At 68.2% G+C, this 16,846-nt stretch carries 14 protein-coding genes and 1 pseudogene; 7 read left to right on the forward strand and 8 right to left on the reverse strand.

Going from position 1 to position 16,846, the window contains the following annotated elements:
- The 3 genes and pseudogenes from AWU67_RS13905 to dnaK all read right to left on the reverse strand — a co-directional run bounded on the left by AWU67_RS13905 (window position 1) and on the right by dnaK (window position 3,570).
- A complete protein-coding gene (locus tag AWU67_RS13905) occupies window positions 1-1,008 on the reverse strand; it encodes a DnaJ C-terminal domain-containing protein (RefSeq protein ID WP_067230290.1) in 1,008 nt (335 codons plus the stop codon).
- A 110-nt stretch (window positions 1,009-1,118) separates the two neighbouring features.
- Entirely contained in the window at window positions 1,119-1,715 is a 597-nt protein-coding gene (locus tag AWU67_RS13910; RefSeq protein WP_067230294.1) for a nucleotide exchange factor GrpE, read from the reverse strand.
- Between the two features lie 2 nt (window positions 1,716-1,717).
- Window positions 1,718-3,570, reverse strand: a pseudogene (dnaK, locus tag AWU67_RS13915) (molecular chaperone DnaK).
- A 234-nt stretch (window positions 3,571-3,804) separates the two neighbouring features.
- Between dnaK and AWU67_RS13920 the strand changes: the two are divergent.
- Complete coding sequence (locus tag AWU67_RS13920) at window positions 3,805-5,424, forward strand: FAD-dependent oxidoreductase (RefSeq protein ID WP_067230297.1); 1,620 nt, start codon at window positions 3,805-3,807, stop codon at window positions 5,422-5,424.
- Window positions 5,425-6,162: 738 nt separating this feature from the next.
- On the opposite strand, the gene AWU67_RS13925 is transcribed toward AWU67_RS13920, so the two are convergent.
- Entirely contained in the window at window positions 6,163-7,485 is a 1,323-nt protein-coding gene (locus AWU67_RS13925) for an MFS transporter (protein WP_067230301.1), read from the reverse strand.
- 380 nt (window positions 7,486-7,865) lie between these two features.
- Between AWU67_RS13925 and AWU67_RS13930 the strand changes: the two genes are divergently transcribed.
- Both AWU67_RS13930 and AWU67_RS13935 read left to right on the forward strand, forming a co-directional pair.
- Entirely contained in the window at window positions 7,866-8,702 is an 837-nt protein-coding gene (locus AWU67_RS13930; protein WP_234407264.1) for a serine protein kinase RIO, read from the forward strand.
- Window positions 8,703-8,786: 84 nt separating this feature from the next.
- On the forward strand, window positions 8,787-10,199 hold the full coding sequence (locus tag AWU67_RS13935; RefSeq protein ID WP_067230304.1) for an MFS transporter: 1,413 nt from the start codon (window positions 8,787-8,789) through the stop codon (window positions 10,197-10,199).
- A gap of 130 nt (window positions 10,200-10,329) precedes the next feature.
- On the opposite strand, the gene AWU67_RS13940 is transcribed toward AWU67_RS13935, so the two are convergent.
- From AWU67_RS13940 to AWU67_RS13955, 4 genes are all read right to left on the reverse strand, one after another.
- Window positions 10,330-11,076 (reverse strand): histidine phosphatase family protein, encoded by a 747-nt coding sequence (locus tag AWU67_RS13940; RefSeq protein ID WP_067230308.1) that lies wholly within the window; start codon window positions 11,074-11,076, stop codon window positions 10,330-10,332.
- Between the two features lie 91 nt (window positions 11,077-11,167).
- Window positions 11,168-12,028, reverse strand: a complete 861-nt coding sequence (locus AWU67_RS13945) for an amidohydrolase family protein (protein ID WP_067230311.1) — start codon at window positions 12,026-12,028, stop codon at window positions 11,168-11,170.
- Between the two features lie 26 nt (window positions 12,029-12,054).
- Entirely contained in the window at window positions 12,055-13,038 is a 984-nt protein-coding gene (locus AWU67_RS13950; protein WP_067230315.1) for an aldo/keto reductase, read from the reverse strand.
- A 38-nt stretch (window positions 13,039-13,076) separates the two neighbouring features.
- The gene (locus AWU67_RS13955; RefSeq protein WP_067230319.1) at window positions 13,077-13,400 is read right to left on the reverse strand and encodes an L-rhamnose mutarotase; all 324 of its coding nucleotides are present in this window, start codon (window positions 13,398-13,400) and stop codon (window positions 13,077-13,079) included.
- A gap of 183 nt (window positions 13,401-13,583) precedes the next feature.
- On the opposite strand from AWU67_RS13955, the gene AWU67_RS13960 reads away from it, so the two are divergent.
- The 4 genes from AWU67_RS13960 to AWU67_RS13975 all read left to right on the forward strand — a co-directional run bounded on the left by AWU67_RS13960 (window position 13,584) and on the right by AWU67_RS13975 (window position 16,745).
- A complete protein-coding gene (locus AWU67_RS13960; protein WP_067230322.1) occupies window positions 13,584-14,447 on the forward strand; it encodes a fumarylacetoacetate hydrolase family protein in 864 nt (287 codons plus the stop codon).
- A complete protein-coding gene (locus AWU67_RS13965; RefSeq protein WP_067230325.1) occupies window positions 14,444-15,196 on the forward strand; it encodes an SDR family NAD(P)-dependent oxidoreductase in 753 nt (250 codons plus the stop codon). The genes AWU67_RS13960 and AWU67_RS13965 overlap by 4 nt, the downstream gene beginning before the upstream one ends.
- 217 nt (window positions 15,197-15,413) lie before the next feature.
- The gene (locus AWU67_RS13970; protein WP_082717016.1) at window positions 15,414-16,016 is read left to right on the forward strand and encodes a signal peptidase I; all 603 of its coding nucleotides are present in this window, start codon (window positions 15,414-15,416) and stop codon (window positions 16,014-16,016) included.
- 129 nt (window positions 16,017-16,145) lie between these two features.
- Window positions 16,146-16,745 carry an alternate-type signal peptide domain-containing protein gene (locus tag AWU67_RS13975; RefSeq protein ID WP_067230327.1) on the forward strand — a complete coding sequence of 200 codons (600 nt, stop codon included), beginning with the start codon at window positions 16,146-16,148 and terminating at the stop codon, window positions 16,743-16,745.
- Window positions 16,746-16,846 lie beyond the last annotated feature (101 nt).

Here is a 16,846-nt window from a genome sequence, read left to right on the forward strand (position 1 = left end):
TTAGCCTCGCGCCCGGGCGAGCAGGTCGGCCCGGGGGTTCTCGTCCGGCAGCGCCTCGCGCAGCTTCTCGAGCGCCTCCTCGGCGGCCGCGTTGAGGTGCGAGGGAACAGCCACCTGCACGACGGCGAGCAGGTCGCCGACGCCCTTGGCGGTCTTCACGCCGCGCCCCTTGACGCGCAGCACACGGCCGCTCGGCGTGCCGGGGGCGACACGCAGCTTGACCGGGTCGCCGCCGAGCGTGGGCACCTCGATGGTGGCGCCGAGGGCGGCCTCCACGAATGTGACCGGCACGTTGACGCGCAGGTTCAGCCCGTCCCGCTCGAACACCGGGTGCTTGCGCACGGTGACGGTCAGGATGATGTCGCCCGACTCGCCGCCATCCGGCGAGGGCTGGCCCTTGCCGCGCAGCTTGATCTTCTGCCCGTCGGCGACGCCGGCGGGGATCTTGACCTTGATTGGGCGGCCGTCGCTGGTCTGCAGCGTGATGGTGTCGCCCTGCGTGGCCGTGATGAAGTCGATGGTGGCGCTGGCGCTCACGTCGCTGCCGCGGGTGGGTCCGCCGAAGCCGCGGTAGCCGCCGCTCGTCTGGCCGAACCGGCCGCCGCCCTGGCCGCCGAACAGGCCGCCGAGGATGTCGTCGTAGCCGCCACCCTGCTGGAACGTGTACTGCTGCTGACCGCGGCCACCGCCGGCGCCGCCGAACATGCCGCCGAAGACGTCTTCGAAGCCGCCGTTGCCTCCTGCGCTGCCGGGCGAGGTGAACCGCGCCCCGCCGCCCATGGCCCGTACCGCGTCGTACTCCTTGCGCTGCTCCGGGTCGGAGAGCACCGAGTGCGCCTCGCTGATCTCCTTGAACTTCGCCTCTGCCGAGGGGTCGCCCTGGTTGGAGTCGGGGTGGTACTTGCGGGCGAGCTTGCGGTACGTCTTCTTCAGCTCGGCCTCGCTCACGTCTTTCGAGACGCCGAGAACCTTGTAGAAGTCCTTGTCAAACCAATCCTGACTTGCCATGCGCGCCTCCTTTCGTGATGAGTGATGATGTCGCACCCGATTGCGGGTGCAGAGAGATTATGGGTGCAGGGGCCGGATGCCGTGGCATCCGACCCCTGCGGGAACCGCTTCTAGGCGGGCACCTGCACGACGACCTTCGCGGGTCGTAGCAAGGTGGAGCCGAGGTAGTAGCCCTTTTCGACGACGTCGGCCACGGTTTCGACCTCCACGCCCGGGGTGGGCTGCTGGAAGATCGCCTCGTGGATGGTCACGTCGAACGGCTCGCCGACGGTGCCGACGGTGGTCAGGCCCAGCTTCTCGACGTTCGCGCGCAGCTTGGCGGCGATGGTCGAGAAGGCGGTCTCACCCTCGAGGTCACCGTGCTTCTCGGCACGGTCGAGGTCGTCCAGCACCGGCAGCAGCGCCGAGACGGCCGAGCCGATGGCGCGCTCGCGCTCCACCTCACGGTTCGACTCGGTGCGCTTGCGGTAGTTGGCGTACTCGGCGGTGACCCGCTTGAGGTCGGCCAGGTGCTCGACAGTCGGGTCGGCCTCTTCTGCCGCGACGGCATTCAGAATGTCTTCCACAGTGAGCTCCTCCTCTCCCAATACCTCAGCGCCGGGGCCTTCGGTGTCATGCGTTTCGATGTCGGGGCCTTCGGCCTGGATGGGCTCGCCATCCAGGCCGTTGCCCTCGTCCGGATCGATCGGCTGGTTCTTGTCAACCATGGTTACTTCTTGTCTTCTTCGTCTTCGACGACCTCGGCGTCGACGACGTCCTCGTCAGAGGACGTGTCGGCGGGCTGCTCGGCCGAGTCGGCCGCTGCGGCATCCGCCTGCGAGGTGGCGTAAATCGCCTCGCCGAGCTTGCCCTGGCTCTCGTTGAGCTTGTCGAAGGCGCTCTTCACAGCGGAGTCGTCATCGCCGGCCAGCGCGCTCTTCAGCGCGTCGACGTCGCCCTGCACCTCGGACTTGACGTCCGCGGGCAGCTTGTCGTCGTTGTCCTTGATGAGCTTCTCGATCGAGTAGACGAGCTGCTCAGCGCTGTTGCGCACCTCAGCGGACTCGCGACGAGCCTTGTCCTCTGCGGCGTGCTCCTCGGCCTCGCGCACCATGCGCTCGATGTCTTCCTTCGCCAGCGAGGATCCGCCGGTGATCGTCATCGACTGCTCCTTGCCGGTGCCCTTGTCCTTGGCGGACACGTGCACGATGCCGTTGGCGTCGATGTCGAAGGTGACCTCGACCTGCGGGATGCCGCGGGGGCCGGGGCGATGCCGGTCAGCTCGAAGGTTCCGAGTGCCTTGTTGTCGCGGGTGAACTCGCGCTCGCCCTGGAACACCTGGATCGCAACAGACGGCTGGTTGTCGTCTGCCGTGGTGAAGGTCTCGCTGCGCTTGGTCGGGATGGCCGTGTTGCGCTCGATGAGCTTGGTCATGATGCCACCCTTGGTCTCGATACCGAGGCTCAGCGGGGTGACGTCGATCAGCAGGACGTCCTTGCGCTCTCCGCGCAGAACGCCGGCCTGCAGTGCGGCACCGACAGCAACGACCTCGTCAGGGTTGACGCCCTTGTTGGGCTCCTGGCCGGTCTCCTTCTTGACGAGCTCGCTCACGGCGGGCATACGGGTCGAGCCACCGACGAGCACGACGTGTGCGATGTCGGAGAGCTTGACGCCGGCCTCGCGGATGACGTCTTCGAAGGGCTTCTTGGTGCGGTCGAGCAGGTCGCTGGTCATGTTCTCGAACTCGGCGCGGGTCAGCGTCTCGTCGAGGTTGGCCGGGCCGTTCTCGGTGAGCGAGAGGTAAGGCAGCTGGATGCTGGCCTTGGTGCTCGAGGAGAGCTCCTTCTTGGCCTGCTCAGCGGCCTCCTTCAGGCGCTGCTTGGCGATCTTGTCGTTCGAGACGTCGACACCGGTCGAGTCCTTGAAACGCTTGATCAGCCAGTCGACGATGCGCTGGTCCCAGTCGTCGCCGCCGAGGCGGTTGTCACCGGAGGTGGCGCGCACCTGGATGGTGCTGAAGTCGTCGTCCTTGCCCACCTCGAGGAGGGAGACGTCGAAGGTTCCACCACCGAGGTCGAAGACCAGGATGAGCTCGTCTTCCTTGCCCTTGTCCAGGCCGTAGGCCAGAGCGGCCGCGGTCGGCTCGTTGATGATGCGCAGAACGTTGAGGCCCGCGATCTCACCGGCCTCCTTGGTGGCCTGGCGCTCGGCGTCGTTGAAGTATGCGGGGACGGTGATGACGGCATCCGTCACCGTGTCGCCCAGGTACTGCTCTGCATCGCGCTTCAGCTTGCCGAGGATGCGGGCCGAGATCTCCTGCGGCGTGTACTTCTTGCCGTCGATGTCGGTGCTCCAGTCGGTGCCCATGTGGCGCTTGACGGATGCAAGGGTGCGGTCGACGTTCGTGACGGCCTGGCGCTTTGCGGTCTCACCGACGAGCACCTCGCCGTCCTTGGTGAATGCGACCACCGAGGGGGTGGTGCGGAAACCTTCAGCGTTGGCGATAACCGTGGGCTCGCCACCCTCGAGAACGGCAACGACCGAGTTGGTGGTTCCGAGGTCAATTCCTACTGCACGTGACATATGTGTCTCTCCTTCTGCCGGCCGCTGTCTGCCGGCCGTCGGCTTGTGGTCAGGGCCTGGGGCCGCTGACCGAAGTCCTGATTCAAGACTTGAGCCTTGATGACTCAAGTATTCCATGAGGCAATTTCTCAGTCAAACGGAGAGCGGCAAAGTTGAGTCACTCACGCTCAACTCTCAGTTTTCGTCTCGATCGGGTCCGTTGACGGGGTCGGCGGCGGTCACTAGATTCAGCGCATGATCACCGTCGAAGAGCTTCGCGGCATCCGGATCTTCGCCCCATTGCAGCCCGACGCGCTCGACTTTCTGTGTCGCGCCGTCGAAGACATCACGCTCATGCCCGGCGAGTACTTTGTGCACGAGGGCGAGGCACGCGCCCTGTTCGTCGTGATCGACGGAACGGTCGAGATCAGTAAGGTCGTCAGCGGCGAGGAGCGCACCATCGGGGCGCGCACGCCCGGTCAGTTCTTCGGCGAGGTGCCGATGACGTTGAGCACGAACTTTCCGGCGAGCGGCCGGGCGGCCGGGCAGGCACGCATCATCAAACTCGATGCCACGTCGTATTACACGCTGGCGGCACTGGCGCCATCGGTGCCGGCCAAGGTGGCCTGGCTGGCGCGCCGCTACCTCGACGCAATCCAGGCTCTGGCCGCGGAACCCCCGGACGTGGTCGCCCGTGTCATCGCGCCCCGCGCCGACCCCGCCGCTCGCGCCATCAGCACCTTCCTCACCCGCAACCAGGTGGCGTTCGACCGGGTGATGACCGAGGCGGATGCCGGCGCGACCGACGACCCCGTGTTGGAGCTGCGCGACGGCAGCCGGCTCGTCGACCCCGCGCTGCGCGAGGTGGCCCGCGCAGTCGGCCTCGCCGTCGAGCCAGCCGCCACCGACTACGACGTTGTGATTCTGGGCGCGGGCCCAGCCGGCCTGACCGCGGCCGTGAACGCCGCCGCCGAGGGCCTGCGCACCGTCGTGATCGAGCGGCTGGCACCCGGCGGGCAGGCCGGCACCTCGACCAGGATCGAGAACTACACCGGCTTCCCGTTTGGGATCTCCGGTGACGACCTGGCCAGCCGGGCGCTCACCCAGGCGACGCGGCTCGGCGCCGAAATCGTCGTCACCCGCAGCGCAACAGCCATCGACCCGGCCGCCCGGGTGGTCACCCTGGACGGCGGGGACGGCGTGCGGGCTGCAGCGCTCATCATCGCGACCGGCGTCGAGTGGCGCACCCTGCCGGTCGCCGGGGTGGAGCGCTACCTCGGCAACGGCGTCTACTACGGGGCGGCGCGCAGCGACGCCGCCATTGCCCAGGGCCAGGACGTCTGCATCATCGGCGCGGGCAACTCGGCTGGGCAGGCGGCGCTGTTCTTCTCCAGGCACGCCCGCTCCGTGACGATGCTCGTGCGCGGGCCGTCGCTCGAGGCGAGCATGTCGCGTTACCTGATCGACCAGATCGGCACAACGGCCGGCATCCGCGTCGAGACCAGCAGCCAGGTCGTCGCACTGCACGGCGACGGCGCCCTGGAGGCCGTCGACGTGCTCGACTCGGCGAGCGGGGAGACGAGCAGGCGGGCGCTGACCGTGCTGTTCGTGATGATCGGGGCGGATGCCGCAACCGACTGGCTGCCACCCGAGATCGCCCGTGATGCGCACGGCTTCATCCTCACGGGGGCGGATGCCGCGGAATCCCCGCAGTGGCCGCTACAGCGCCGCCCGTTCGCGCTGGAGACGAGCGCGCCCGGCGTCTTCGCGATCGGCGACGTGCGCGCCGGCTCGGTCAAGCGCGTCGCGGCCGGCGTCGGCGAGGGCGGCATGGCTGTCGCGTTCACGCACCAGTTTCTGGCGCTCGAGCGCTGAACCGGGGTTTCGACAGGCTCAGCCAGCGGTGCTCCACTTTCCCGTTGGCTCGAGGGAGCGCCAGCGACCGAAGCCAACGCCGTCGTTCCCCGTTGGTCGAGAAGGCCCGTCAGGGCCGTATCGAGACCCGGTTTCCGACAACGAACCGAGCCACGTGCGAGGTCTCGATACGCTCGTGCCTCGCTACTCGACCAGCGGTGCTCCACTTCCCCGTTGGCTCGAGGGAGCGCCAGCGACCGAAGCCAACGCCGTCGTTCCCCGTTGGTCGAGTAGGCCCGCCAGGGCCGTATCGAGACCCGGTTTCCGACAACGAACCGAGCCACGTGCGAGGTCTCGATACGCTCGTTCCTCGCTACCCGACCAGCGGTGCTCCACTTTTCCGTTGGCTTGAGGGAGCGCCAGCGACCGAAGCCAACGCCGTCGTTCCCCGTTGGTCGAGTAGGCCCGCCAGGGCCGTATCGAGACCCGGTTTCCGACAACGAACCGAGCCACGTGCGAGGTCTCGATACGCTCGTGCCTCGCTACTCGACCAGCGGTGCACCACCTTCCCGTTGGCTCGAGGGAGCGCCAGCGACCGAAGCCAACACCGTCGTTCCCCGTTGGTCGAGTAGGCCCGCCAGGGCCGTATCGAGACCCGGTTTCCGACAACGAACCGAGCCACGTGCGAGGTCTCGATACGCTCGTTCCTCGCTACTCGACCAGCGGTGCTGGCTGGCACCGCGGCATCCGGAACCCGCGCTAGGCGACACCGCGGATGCGGAACACCAGCACGCCTCCGAGGATCGCCAGCACCGCGGCCAGCACGTAGAGCGCGCTGTAACCGGCGAACGCCGTCACCATGAAGGCGGCCAGGATGGGCGCGAGCATGTTCGGCAGGTTGACCGCCAGCCCGATGATGCCGATGTCCTTGCCGTTGCTGGCGCTGGACGGCAGCACCTCCGTGACGAGCGCGAAGTCGACGGCGGTGAAGACGCCAGTGCCGAGCCCGAGGATGATCGCCGCGACGACCACGACCGGGAACTCCGGCGAGAAGGCCATGATCAGCACGCCGATCGCAGTGAACACGGCGGATGCCGACACGAAGACGCGGCGCTTGCCCACCCTGTCTGAAAGCACCCCAGCCACCACCACCGTCGCGAACACCGAGAACGCGTACACCGCGGTAAGCAGCAGCACGCCGTCGCTCACCCGCAGTCCACCGTCGCCCGCGGCATCGTCGCGGGTGAGTCCGACCGAGTCCTGCAGGTAGTAGTAGAGGTAGAACAGGGCCAGCGCGCTGCTCAGGCTGACGAAGAAGCGAGTGATCCAGGCCCAGCCGAAGTCGGGGTGTTTGCGCACGTTGACCCAGTAGCAGGCCAGAAAGTCCTTCAGGCGGAATGCCTCCAGCATCCGGTCGACGCTCGGCTTCTCCCAGCGGGTGAGCAGGAACGGCAGCATGGCCAGCACACACACCGCCGCGCAGAGCACGTAGCCCATGGTGATGCCGAAGGCCCCGGACCATACCGCCGTGGCGACCGTGCCGATGGCGGTGCCGAGCACGATGGCGAAGGTGTAGGTGAATCCCATCCAGCCCGAGACGACGCCACGCTGCGGCACCGGCACCTGGTCGGGGACGGCGGCCGAGATGGGTGTGATGACGGCATTCATGAACACCTGCGTGAGCACCCAGGCGACCGCCAGCATGCCGAGCGAGGAGGCGAAGCCGGTGGCAACAAGACCTGCGGCCGCCCCGAGCGTGCCGAGCGCCATCCACGGCGTGCGGCGGCCCCAGCGCGAGCGGGTGCGGTCGGACAGCGCACCCCAGAGCGGCACGGCGATCAACGAGAACAGGGCGGTGGCGAAGGCGACAACCGCCAGGTTGCTCTCCTTGTTGGAGCTGAACAGGCCGCCGGCATCCAGGGCGGTGAGTCGCTCGATCTGCGGGGCGAGCAGCACCTGGCCGGGGCCGGCCCAGACGATGTTGATGCCGAGGAATGCCAGCGAGAGCTTCGTGATCCAGCCGCGGCTGACCCGCATGCTCGGGGTGTGCTCGAGGAGCTCGGTCGTCGACGGGGCGGTCATCACTGTCCTTTCGCGGCACTGCGAATGGGCGGGCGAGCGCCCCGGGTGCAGCCAGCATGGCCGATCCCTCAGAGCCGAGTCAAGGAACTGGGGCAAATGACCCAGACTCTTGCCCCAGATGGGGTGCCCTCCGGCGCCGCGGCACCGTTGCACTGGTGAAACCAGCGGGGGCGGCATATGCTTGCACCGGTCTTGCACCGCACACCGTGCGGGCAGGCATCCGCTCGGCGAATTGCGCCGATGCCAGCAGGAGAGGAGTTGAACACCATGACCGATCGTGTCGTGAGCCTCGTTCCTTCTCTTTCTGATCTGGCCACTGACTAACCACGCCTCGCCTTCACGCAGGCGCCCCGGTGGCCTCCACTCTTGGAGCAACCACAGTGATTTCATCGTCTTCTGACGCACCCATCTTCGACCCATTCGCCCTTGCCTTCGGCACACACGAGCCCGGCGACGGGCAACGCTGGAGCACCTGGGGTGCCATCACGCCGAGCGAGCGCGGCCCCCGCCCGTATCCAGACTGGGTCGTGACCTCGGCCGCGGCCTTCGACACCGAGCTCGGCATCGTGAAGACGGGCAAGGAGGCCGACGTGTTCCTGATCGAGCGTGCGGTGCCCGGCGGTCAAGCCGTCGTGCTCGCCGCCAAGCGCTACCGCGGCCCGGAGACGAGCGACTTCCACCGCTCATCGCGCTACACCGAGGGCCGCGGCATGCGCAACACCCGCGACAGCCGCGCCGTCGCCCGGGGCAGCAGCTACGGCCGCAGCGTGTCGGCGATCCGCTGGGCCTACGCCGAGTTCGAGGCGCTCCGCACGCTGTACGCGCGCGGCCTGCCCGTTCCCTACCCGGTGCAGGTCAACGGCAGCGAGCTGCTGATGGAGTTCATCGGCGACGGCCAGACCGCCGCGCCGCGCCTGGCTGCACAGCGCGGAACGGCATCCGAGCTCTACCCTCTCTACGCCCAGGTCGTCGAGATCATGCGGGGGCTCGCCAGGGCCGGCGTCGCGCACGGCGACCTCTCGCCCTACAACCTGCTGGTGCACCACGGCCGGGTCGTCGTGATCGACCTGCCGCAGCTGGTCGAGGTGGTGAGCAACCCGGACGGCATGGACATGCTCTACCGGGACTGCGTCAACGTGTGCACCTGGTTCAGCAGGCAGGGGCTCGGCTGCGACCCGGACGCCGTGTTCGCCGAGCTCGTTGCAGAGATGTTCTAGAGCAGGTGGCCCCTGGGGGTGCCGCACGCCGACGGCGTGCGGCGCTCCCCCTGTTGTTTACCGTCGGCCACTAGCCTGAGAGCCATGAGTGACCCCCACGGCCCCGGCGCCAACGCAGACGCCCCGCGCAACTTCCCCCCGACACACCTGACCAACGCGGATGCCGCGGCGGCCACTGTCGGCATCGACACCCACCAGGTCGCGGCGGTCGCCGCCCAGAACGCCCGCAAGGGTCGCATCTTCGCCTGGGGACTCTGGGACTGGGGCTCGGCCGCGTTCAACGCTGTCATCACCACCTTCGTCTTCACCGTCTATCTGACCAGCTCCAGCTTCGGCCCCTCCGGCACCGTCGAGGCCCAGCTCGGCTGGGCGCTGGCCGCGGCCGGGCTGCTGATCGCGCTGCTCGCCCCGATCACCGGGCAGCGCTCCGACTCATCGGGCCGGCGCAAGTTCTGGCTCGCCGTCAACACCTACCTCGTCGTCGCCATCTCTGCGGCCATGTTCTTCGTCGAGCCGTCGCCGGAGTTCCTGATGCTTGGCCTCGTGCTGGTGGCGACCGGCAACATCTTCTTTGAGTTCGCGAGCGTCAACTACAACGCCATGCTCGCCCAGGTGTCGACGCCGCGCTCGATCGGCCGCGTCAGCGGCTTCGGTTGGGGCATGGGCTACATCGGCGGCATCGTGCTGCTGCTCATCGTCTACTTCGGCCTGATCAGCCCGGAGGTCGGCCTGTTCGGGGTCACCAGCGACAACGGCATGGACATCCGCGTCACGATGCTGATCGCCGCCGCCTGGTTCGGCATCTTCGCCCTGCCCGTGCTCTTCGCGGTGCCGGAGTACAAGGCGCCGGCCGGCGTCAAGCGCGACAAGGTCGGCTTCTTCGCCTCCTACGCGCGGCTCGGCCGCGACATCGCGAAGCTGTGGAAGGAGAGCCGGCAGACGGTCTGGTTCCTGCTCGCGAGCGCCGTGTTCCGTGACGGCCTGGCCGGCGTGTTCACCTTCGGCGGCGTGCTCGCGGCATCCGTCTTCGGCTTCTCGGCCGGCGAGGTCATCATCTTCGCCATCGCCGCCAACGTCGTGGCCGGCATCTCGACCATCACCGTCGGCGCCCTCGACGACAAGCTCGGCGCCAAGCCGGTGATCATGGCCGCGCTGATCGGCCTGATCATCAGCGGCCTGCTGATCTTCCTGCTGCACGACGGCGGCCAGATCGTGTTCTGGACGGCCGGCCTCGCGCTCTGCCTGTTCGTCGGCCCTGCCCAGTCGGCCAGCCGCACGTTCCTCGCCCGCTTGATCCCGCCGGGCCGCGAGGGCGAGGTGTTCGGCCTCTATGCCACCACCGGCCGCGCCGTGAGCTTCCTCGCCCCGACCATGTTCGCGCTGTTCGTGACCTGGTTCGGAGCGCCCTACTTCGGCATCCTCGGCATCGTCGTCGTGATCGCGATCGGCCTGGCCATGCTGATCCCCGTGAAGGCAGTGCAGGAACAGCTGCGCTAGCCGGCTGAGCAGCGGATGTCGCGGGCGGTTGTCGCAGGCGGCGTCCGGCACCCTGCGCCACTTTGTGTTGTTCTGTGCACCTCCTGTGGCGCAGAACAGCAGCAACTGGCGCAGAGTCGCTGGGAGCTGGTTAGGCGGCAGCCTCTGCAGCGGCCTTGCCTGCCTCGACGTAGCTGAGGTCATTGAAGGTGGCCACCGTCCAGCTGCCGCCGGAGTACTGCAGCTCGGCCACCGCGGCGTTGCCGATGCCGCCCGTCGCCTTCTCGAGGTCGGCCCCCATCGCGCCAATCGCGGCCATGATCGTGATGCCGCTCGAGACGACGAGCACGTTGCCTCCGCCCCGCGCGAGCTGGTTCTCGGCGATCTCGGTGAGTGCGGCGAAGGCGCGATCGGTGACCTCGGCCAGCGTCTCGGCGACGAGACCGCTGCCCTCGTTGAGGCGAACCATCGCCTCCAGGCCGCGCTTGAAGTCGAATGCGCTCTCGTCAACGGCGGCGCCGCCGTTGGCCTTGGCGGCCTCGGCGGCCACCGCCTCCCACATCTCGGCGTTGGACGCGCCTTCGAAGCGGCCGAAGGCCATCTCGCGCAGCCGCGCATCACGCCCGACCTCTCCCGCGAAATCAAGCCCCTCCAGCGCGAGCGCCAGAGTCTCGCCGTGGCGGATCATGTCGGCGGCGTGTGCCGCATCGAACGTCACGCCTGCCGCAGCGAGGCCGGTGCCGAGCTGGCTGGCAACGTCACGCCCCTTTGACGTGAGCGGTGCGTCAGACCAGCCCTGCACACGTCCGAGCGCGTTGAGCATGGTCTCGCCGTGACGGGTGAGGTAGATGGTGACCGGGGCAGAATTGGATACACCGGTGGTGGCGCGAGGCGACATTGACTTCGGAACCTTTCGAACTGGTGGAAGGCGGCGAAAAATAAACGTCACAAGCCTTTCAGCCTCACCCTATTGGGTCGCCGCGATCAGGCTAGATCTCCAGCGAGTAGGCGCGCACCGCGGTGCGGTACAGGATGTCGTCCTGCTGCGCGCTCGACAGGCCGGCAATCGACTCGCGGAGCGCCAGCCAGACACCGCCGAAATCGCCGTTCAACAGCGACACGGGCCAATCACTGCCGAGCATCAGCCGCTCGGAGCCAAACAGCGCCACGGCGCGGTCGACGTAGGGCCGCCAGTCGGCGACCGTCCAGTCGGGGCCGGAGACGGTGTTCAGGCCGGAGAGCTTCACCACCACGTTGGGAGCGGCGGCGCACGGTGCGATCGCCTCCGCCCAGGCCTCGAAGCCGTTGCCAGCGATGTCCGGCTTGCCGAGGTGGTCGAGCACGATCGTGAGCTGCGGATGCCGCCTGGCCAGCTCCGGCAGGATCGCCAGCCGGTCCGGCCCCCCGGTCACGTAGTCCAGCGCCAGACCGAGGCGCGAAATCTCGGCGATCGTCGCGGCGACGTCCTCCCGCAGCATCCAGTTCGGGTCGGCCCTGTCGTGCGAGAGCACGCGGATGCCCTTGAGGGCAGGTGCCTGCGCGTACAGCGCGAGGGCGGCCACCGCCTCGGCGGTGCGATCCAGCGGCACCCAGCCGACCACTCCCAGCACGGTGGGCGAGCTGGCGGCGACGCTCAGCATGTAGAAGGTGTCGTCGTAGGTCTCGGCCGCCTGAACCAGCACGGTTCCCGTGACGCCGGCCGTGCGGGCATCCGCCTCGACATCCTCCGGACCGAAGTCGGCGTTCAGGATGCCGGCATCCTCGGTGATCCAGTCGTAGCGGCGCTCGGAGATCTTCCAGAGGTGCTGGTGCGCGTCGATCATCTGGGCCGGCTCATAGAGTGCGGGCATCTGGGCCTCCTTCGGAGCTGACAATCTCAGGGCGTGGGGGCCGATTCGGCGAGCAGCCCGGCGGTGCGGAGGTCACTCCAGAGCGCGCCGGGGATCGCGACGTCAAAGAGGCTAGCGTTCCGCTCCACCTGCGCGCGCGAGCGGGCGCCGAGGCAGACGGTGGCGACGGCGGGGTGGCCGAGGGCGAACTGGGCGGCGACGGCCGGCAACTTCACCCCGTGCGACTCACACAGATCGGCGATGCGGTTGACCCGGGAAAGCAGCTCGGCGGGCGCATCTTCGTAGTTGTACTTGGCGTCGGCGGCAGGGCGGTCGGTGGCCAGCAGGCCGGAGTTGAAGACGCCGGCGGCGACGATCGAGACCCCGCGGGCCTCGGCGGCCGGCAGCAGGTCGGCCAGCGCCGGCTGCTCAAGCAACGAGTAGCGCCCGGCGACCATGATGACGTCGAGATCGGTGTTCGTGACGAATTCGGAGAGCATCGCCGACTGGTTCATGCCGGCGCCGTAGGAGGTGATGACGCCCTGCGCGCGCAGCTCCTCGAGTGCCGGGAAGGCTTCGTCGAGGGCCTCGCGGTAGTGGTCGTCCGGGTCGTGCACGAGCACGACGTCGAGGCGGTCGAGGCCGAGACGGGTGAGCGACCCCTCGATCGAGCGCAGCACGCCGTCGCGGGAGAAGTCCCAGCGGCGCACGCGGTTCTTCGGCACGTCGAAGCCCTGTTCGTCGCGCTCACCGGGGAACTCATCGGTGTCGACGAGGATCTTGCCGACCTTCGTCGAGACCACGAACTCGTCGCGCGCTCGTCCGGCCAGGCCCGCGCCGAGGCGGGTCTCCGAGAGGCCGAGGCCGTAGTGCGGCGCCGTGTCGAAGTAGCGCACGCCCTGCTCCCAGGCGGCGTGCACGGCGTCGATCGCGACATCCTGCTCGACCGCGCTGTACAGGTTGCCGAGGGCGGCGGTGCCGAAGGCGTGCGGGCCGGCGACGAGTCCGCCGCGTCCGAGTGCTCGAGTCATGGTGGGTCTGCTCTCCGTGCTGTGAAACGTTGGCGGGTCTAGTCGAGGTGGAAGACTTCGGGCAGTTCCTTCCACCACTCGCCCTCCGACCGATCGGCGAGGGGGCGCTGCAGCGGCTCGCACACGGCCCACCACTCCTGCGTGATCGGGTCGGCGGCCACCGCGGCCATGTCGCCCTCGTAGTCGTCCCCGACGTACTCCAGGTACGAGAACAGCAGGTCCTCGTGGCGGTAGATCGAGTAGTTGGTGACATGGGATGCCGCCAACCGCGCCAGCACACCGGGCCACGCGTTCGCGTGCAGCTCCTCGTACCGGGCGACGTTCTCCGGAGGGAGACCGATTACAGAGGCCACGCGCTTCATGGACAACCTTTCCTAGGGGGCCTGGGAACACATCCCATCGTTTGTCCAACTCTGCCGGAGACGCCCAATCGGCCACCGGGTACACTAGACATCCGATCATTAGGATACCAGCAGGGCCGCGCGCGCGTCAGCAGTCCCGGCCGGGCAGCACTGATCCACGCCCCGAGAGAAGAGAGTAAGCCCATGAAGTTCGCACGCCTCGGCGCCATCGGCCACGAGACCCCCACGGTGCTGGTTGACGGCACCCACTACGACGTCTCGTCGGTCACGCCCGACATCGACGGCGCCTTCCTCTCTTCCGACGGCCCCGCCGCCGTGCGCGCCGCGCTCGAGGCCGGCACGCTGCCCGCGATCGAGAACGCCGACGCCCTGCGCATCGGCGCCCCGATCGCCCGCCCGAGCGCCGTCATCTGCATCGGCATGAACTACGCGGCGCACGCCGCGGAATCCGGCTCGCTTCCCCCCGAGATCCCGATCATGTTCCTGAAGACCCCGAACACGGTCGTCGGCCCGAATGACACCGTCGAGCTCCCGCGCGGCAGCGAAAAGACCGACTGGGAGGTCGAGCTCGGCATTGTGATCGGCAAGCGCGCCTCCTACCTCGACTCCCCCGACGAGAGCATGGACCACATCGCCGGCTTCGTCGCCGCGAACGACGTCTCGGAGCGCGACTTCCAGATGGCCGTCTCCGGTGGCCAGTGGTCCAAGGGCAAGTGCGCGCCGGGCTTCAACCCGACCGGCCCCTGGCTCGTCACGCCCGACGAGGTCGACCACCAGAACCTGCAGCTGCAGAGCTGGGTGAACGGCGAGATCCGTCAGGACTCGAACACCGTCGACCAGATCTTCAACGTCAAGCACGTCATCTGGCACCTCAGCCAGTACCTCGCCCTCGAGCCCGGCGACCTGGTGCTCACCGGCACCCCCGAGGGCGTCGCCCTCTCCGGCCGTTTCCCCTACCTGGCAGCCGGCGACGTCTGCGAGGTCGAGATCGAAGGCCTTGGCCGCCAGCGCCAGCAGTTCATCGCACACGAGAAGAGCAACTCATGACCCAGGAATTCACGAACCTCGTCGCCGTCGTCACCGGCGGCGCCTCCGGCATCGGCGCTGCCATCGCGGCCCGCCTGCACGAGCAGGGTGCCAGCGTGGCCGTGCTCGACCTGCGCCCCGAGGGCGCGGACGCCGCACACTTCGCCGTGCAGGCCAACGTGGCCGACTCCGCATCGGTCGAGGCCGCCATCGCCGCCGTCGCCGAGAAGTTCGGCCGCATCGACATCGTGATCAACAACGCCGGCATCGGCGCGCAGGGCACGATCGAGAGCAACGATGACGACGAGTGGGCCCGCGTCTTCAACATCAACGTCACCGGGATCGCCCGCGTCACCCGTGCGGCGCTGCCCTACCTGCGGGTGTCGCCATCGGCAGCCGTTGTCAACACCAGCTCGATCGCCGCGACCGCCGGGCTGCCGCAGCGCGCGCTGTACACGGCGTCGAAGGGCGCCGTGCTCTCGCTCACCCGCGCCATGGCCGCCGACCACCTGCGCGAGGGCATCCGCGTGAACTGCGTGAACCCCGGCACCGCCGACACCCCCTGGGTGACCGGACTGCTCACCAAGGCGGCCGACCCGGTGGCCGAGCGCGCCGCACTGAACGCCCGCCAGCCGCACGGCCGCCTCGTGGCCGCCGACGAGGTCGCCGACGCCGTCGTCTACCTGGCCAGCCCGCGCTCGGGTTCGACCACCGGCGCCTCAATCGCCGTCGACGGCGGCATGCAGAACCTGCGTCTGCGCCCCGAGTAGCCAGACCGCGTCACAGCTCCGCACAGGCCTGAGTGGGCAGGGGAGGCCAGTTCCTGAGGGACTGGCCTCCCCTGCTTGCTTCTGGCTTGCTTCTGGCTTGCTTCCGGCTTGCTTCTGCCGCCGCGAGCGCCCATTCGCCCCGCAAAGGTAGGATGTCTGTTTCGTGCTGGTTGCTCTGCGCTCCCGAGTCGTGTCGGGCACCCACTAGCCTGATGCCATGATCGACCCTCGGGAAACGACCGTTGTCGCCGCCGACGACGCGAGCGGCGCAACCGTCGCGCCGCGCGCGCACCGCACGCCGCGCTGGCTGCGGGCCATCGGCGCGGTGCTCGTCTGGATCGTGATCGTGGTGAGCCTCGCCGCCATCACCGCACTCGTGCTCGTGCCGCGGGTGGCCGGCGCGACGCCGTACACGATCCTCACCGGCTCGATGGAGCCCGACATGCCGCCCGGCACGATCGTCGTGGTGAAGCCCCAACCGTTCGACCAGATCCGGCAGGGCGACGTGATCACCTACCAAATCGAGTCGGGCAAGCCCATGGTGGTGACGCACCGCGTGGTGGGCGTCGATGTCGTCGCCGGAGAGACCCGACTGGTGACGCAGGGGGACGCCAACGATGCACCGGACGCGCTCTCTGTGCGCGAGGTCCAGGTGAAGGGGGTGGTCTGGTACCACGTCCCGATGATCGGCTATGCGACCAACCTGATCGACGATCAGACCAAGGGAATCGCGGTTCGCGTGCTCGGCGGACTGCTGATCGGCTACGCCGTGTTCGCGGGGCTCTCTTTGCTGTTTAAGCGCAAGAAAGTAACCATTTAGCGGGCCAAATCCCTCAGCGTTTCGCTAATTTTTGCTCAGTTTCCATTCCGATGCTCTGCGCCGTTGTCAGTATGAGTGCCCGGTGGCTCGCGCTCGACCCACTGACCCTACTCACGGCAGGACACCGCAATGAAGAAGATCACCAAGGCCGCCATCGCCGGCACCGTTGGAGCGGCGCTCCTCGTCGGCGGAGCCGGCTCGCTCGCGTTCTGGACCGACACGGACAGCGGCCCGCAGGTTCAGATCCAGTCGGGCAACCTCGACCTCGGCAACCTCACGACGGCAACCACCACGTGGACCATCCGACAGAACGCCAGCGGTGTGAATCCCGGCCAGGCCGCCACCCCGGTCGTGAACTACGTGCCGGGCACTGACAAGATTGTTCCCGGCGACGTGCTGACCACCACCGTGAACGTTCCGGTGACCCTGGTCGGCAAGAATCTCAAGGCCGCGCTGACCGTCACCCCCACCGTGACAGCCGTCACGGGCGCCCCGTCGGCCGACGCCAAACTGGCCGCTGCGCTCTCCATCTCCGTCGTCTCCATCAACGGAAGCGCCCCCTCTGCCACGAATTCGGCCAACCTGACGCCGGCCAACATCACCGCCGGCACCGTTCCGGTGCAGATTGCGGTGACGTTCCCGTGGACTGCAGACAACGACACAAAGATCGGCAACCTGAACTTCCAGGCGGCCTACAACCTGACGCAGATCCCAGTCGCCACCCCGTAACACCCCGTACAGCGGGATCGCGGACCCTCCGCCGCGATCCCGCTGGCCGGCGCTTACCCCCGCTGGCCTGCACCCAACTCACCTGTGCACCATTCGACGAA

Origin of the sequence: Microterricola viridarii, assembly GCF_001542775.1 — a bacterium.
Taxonomy (GTDB): Bacteria; Actinomycetota; Actinomycetes; order Actinomycetales; family Microbacteriaceae; genus Microterricola; species Microterricola viridarii_A.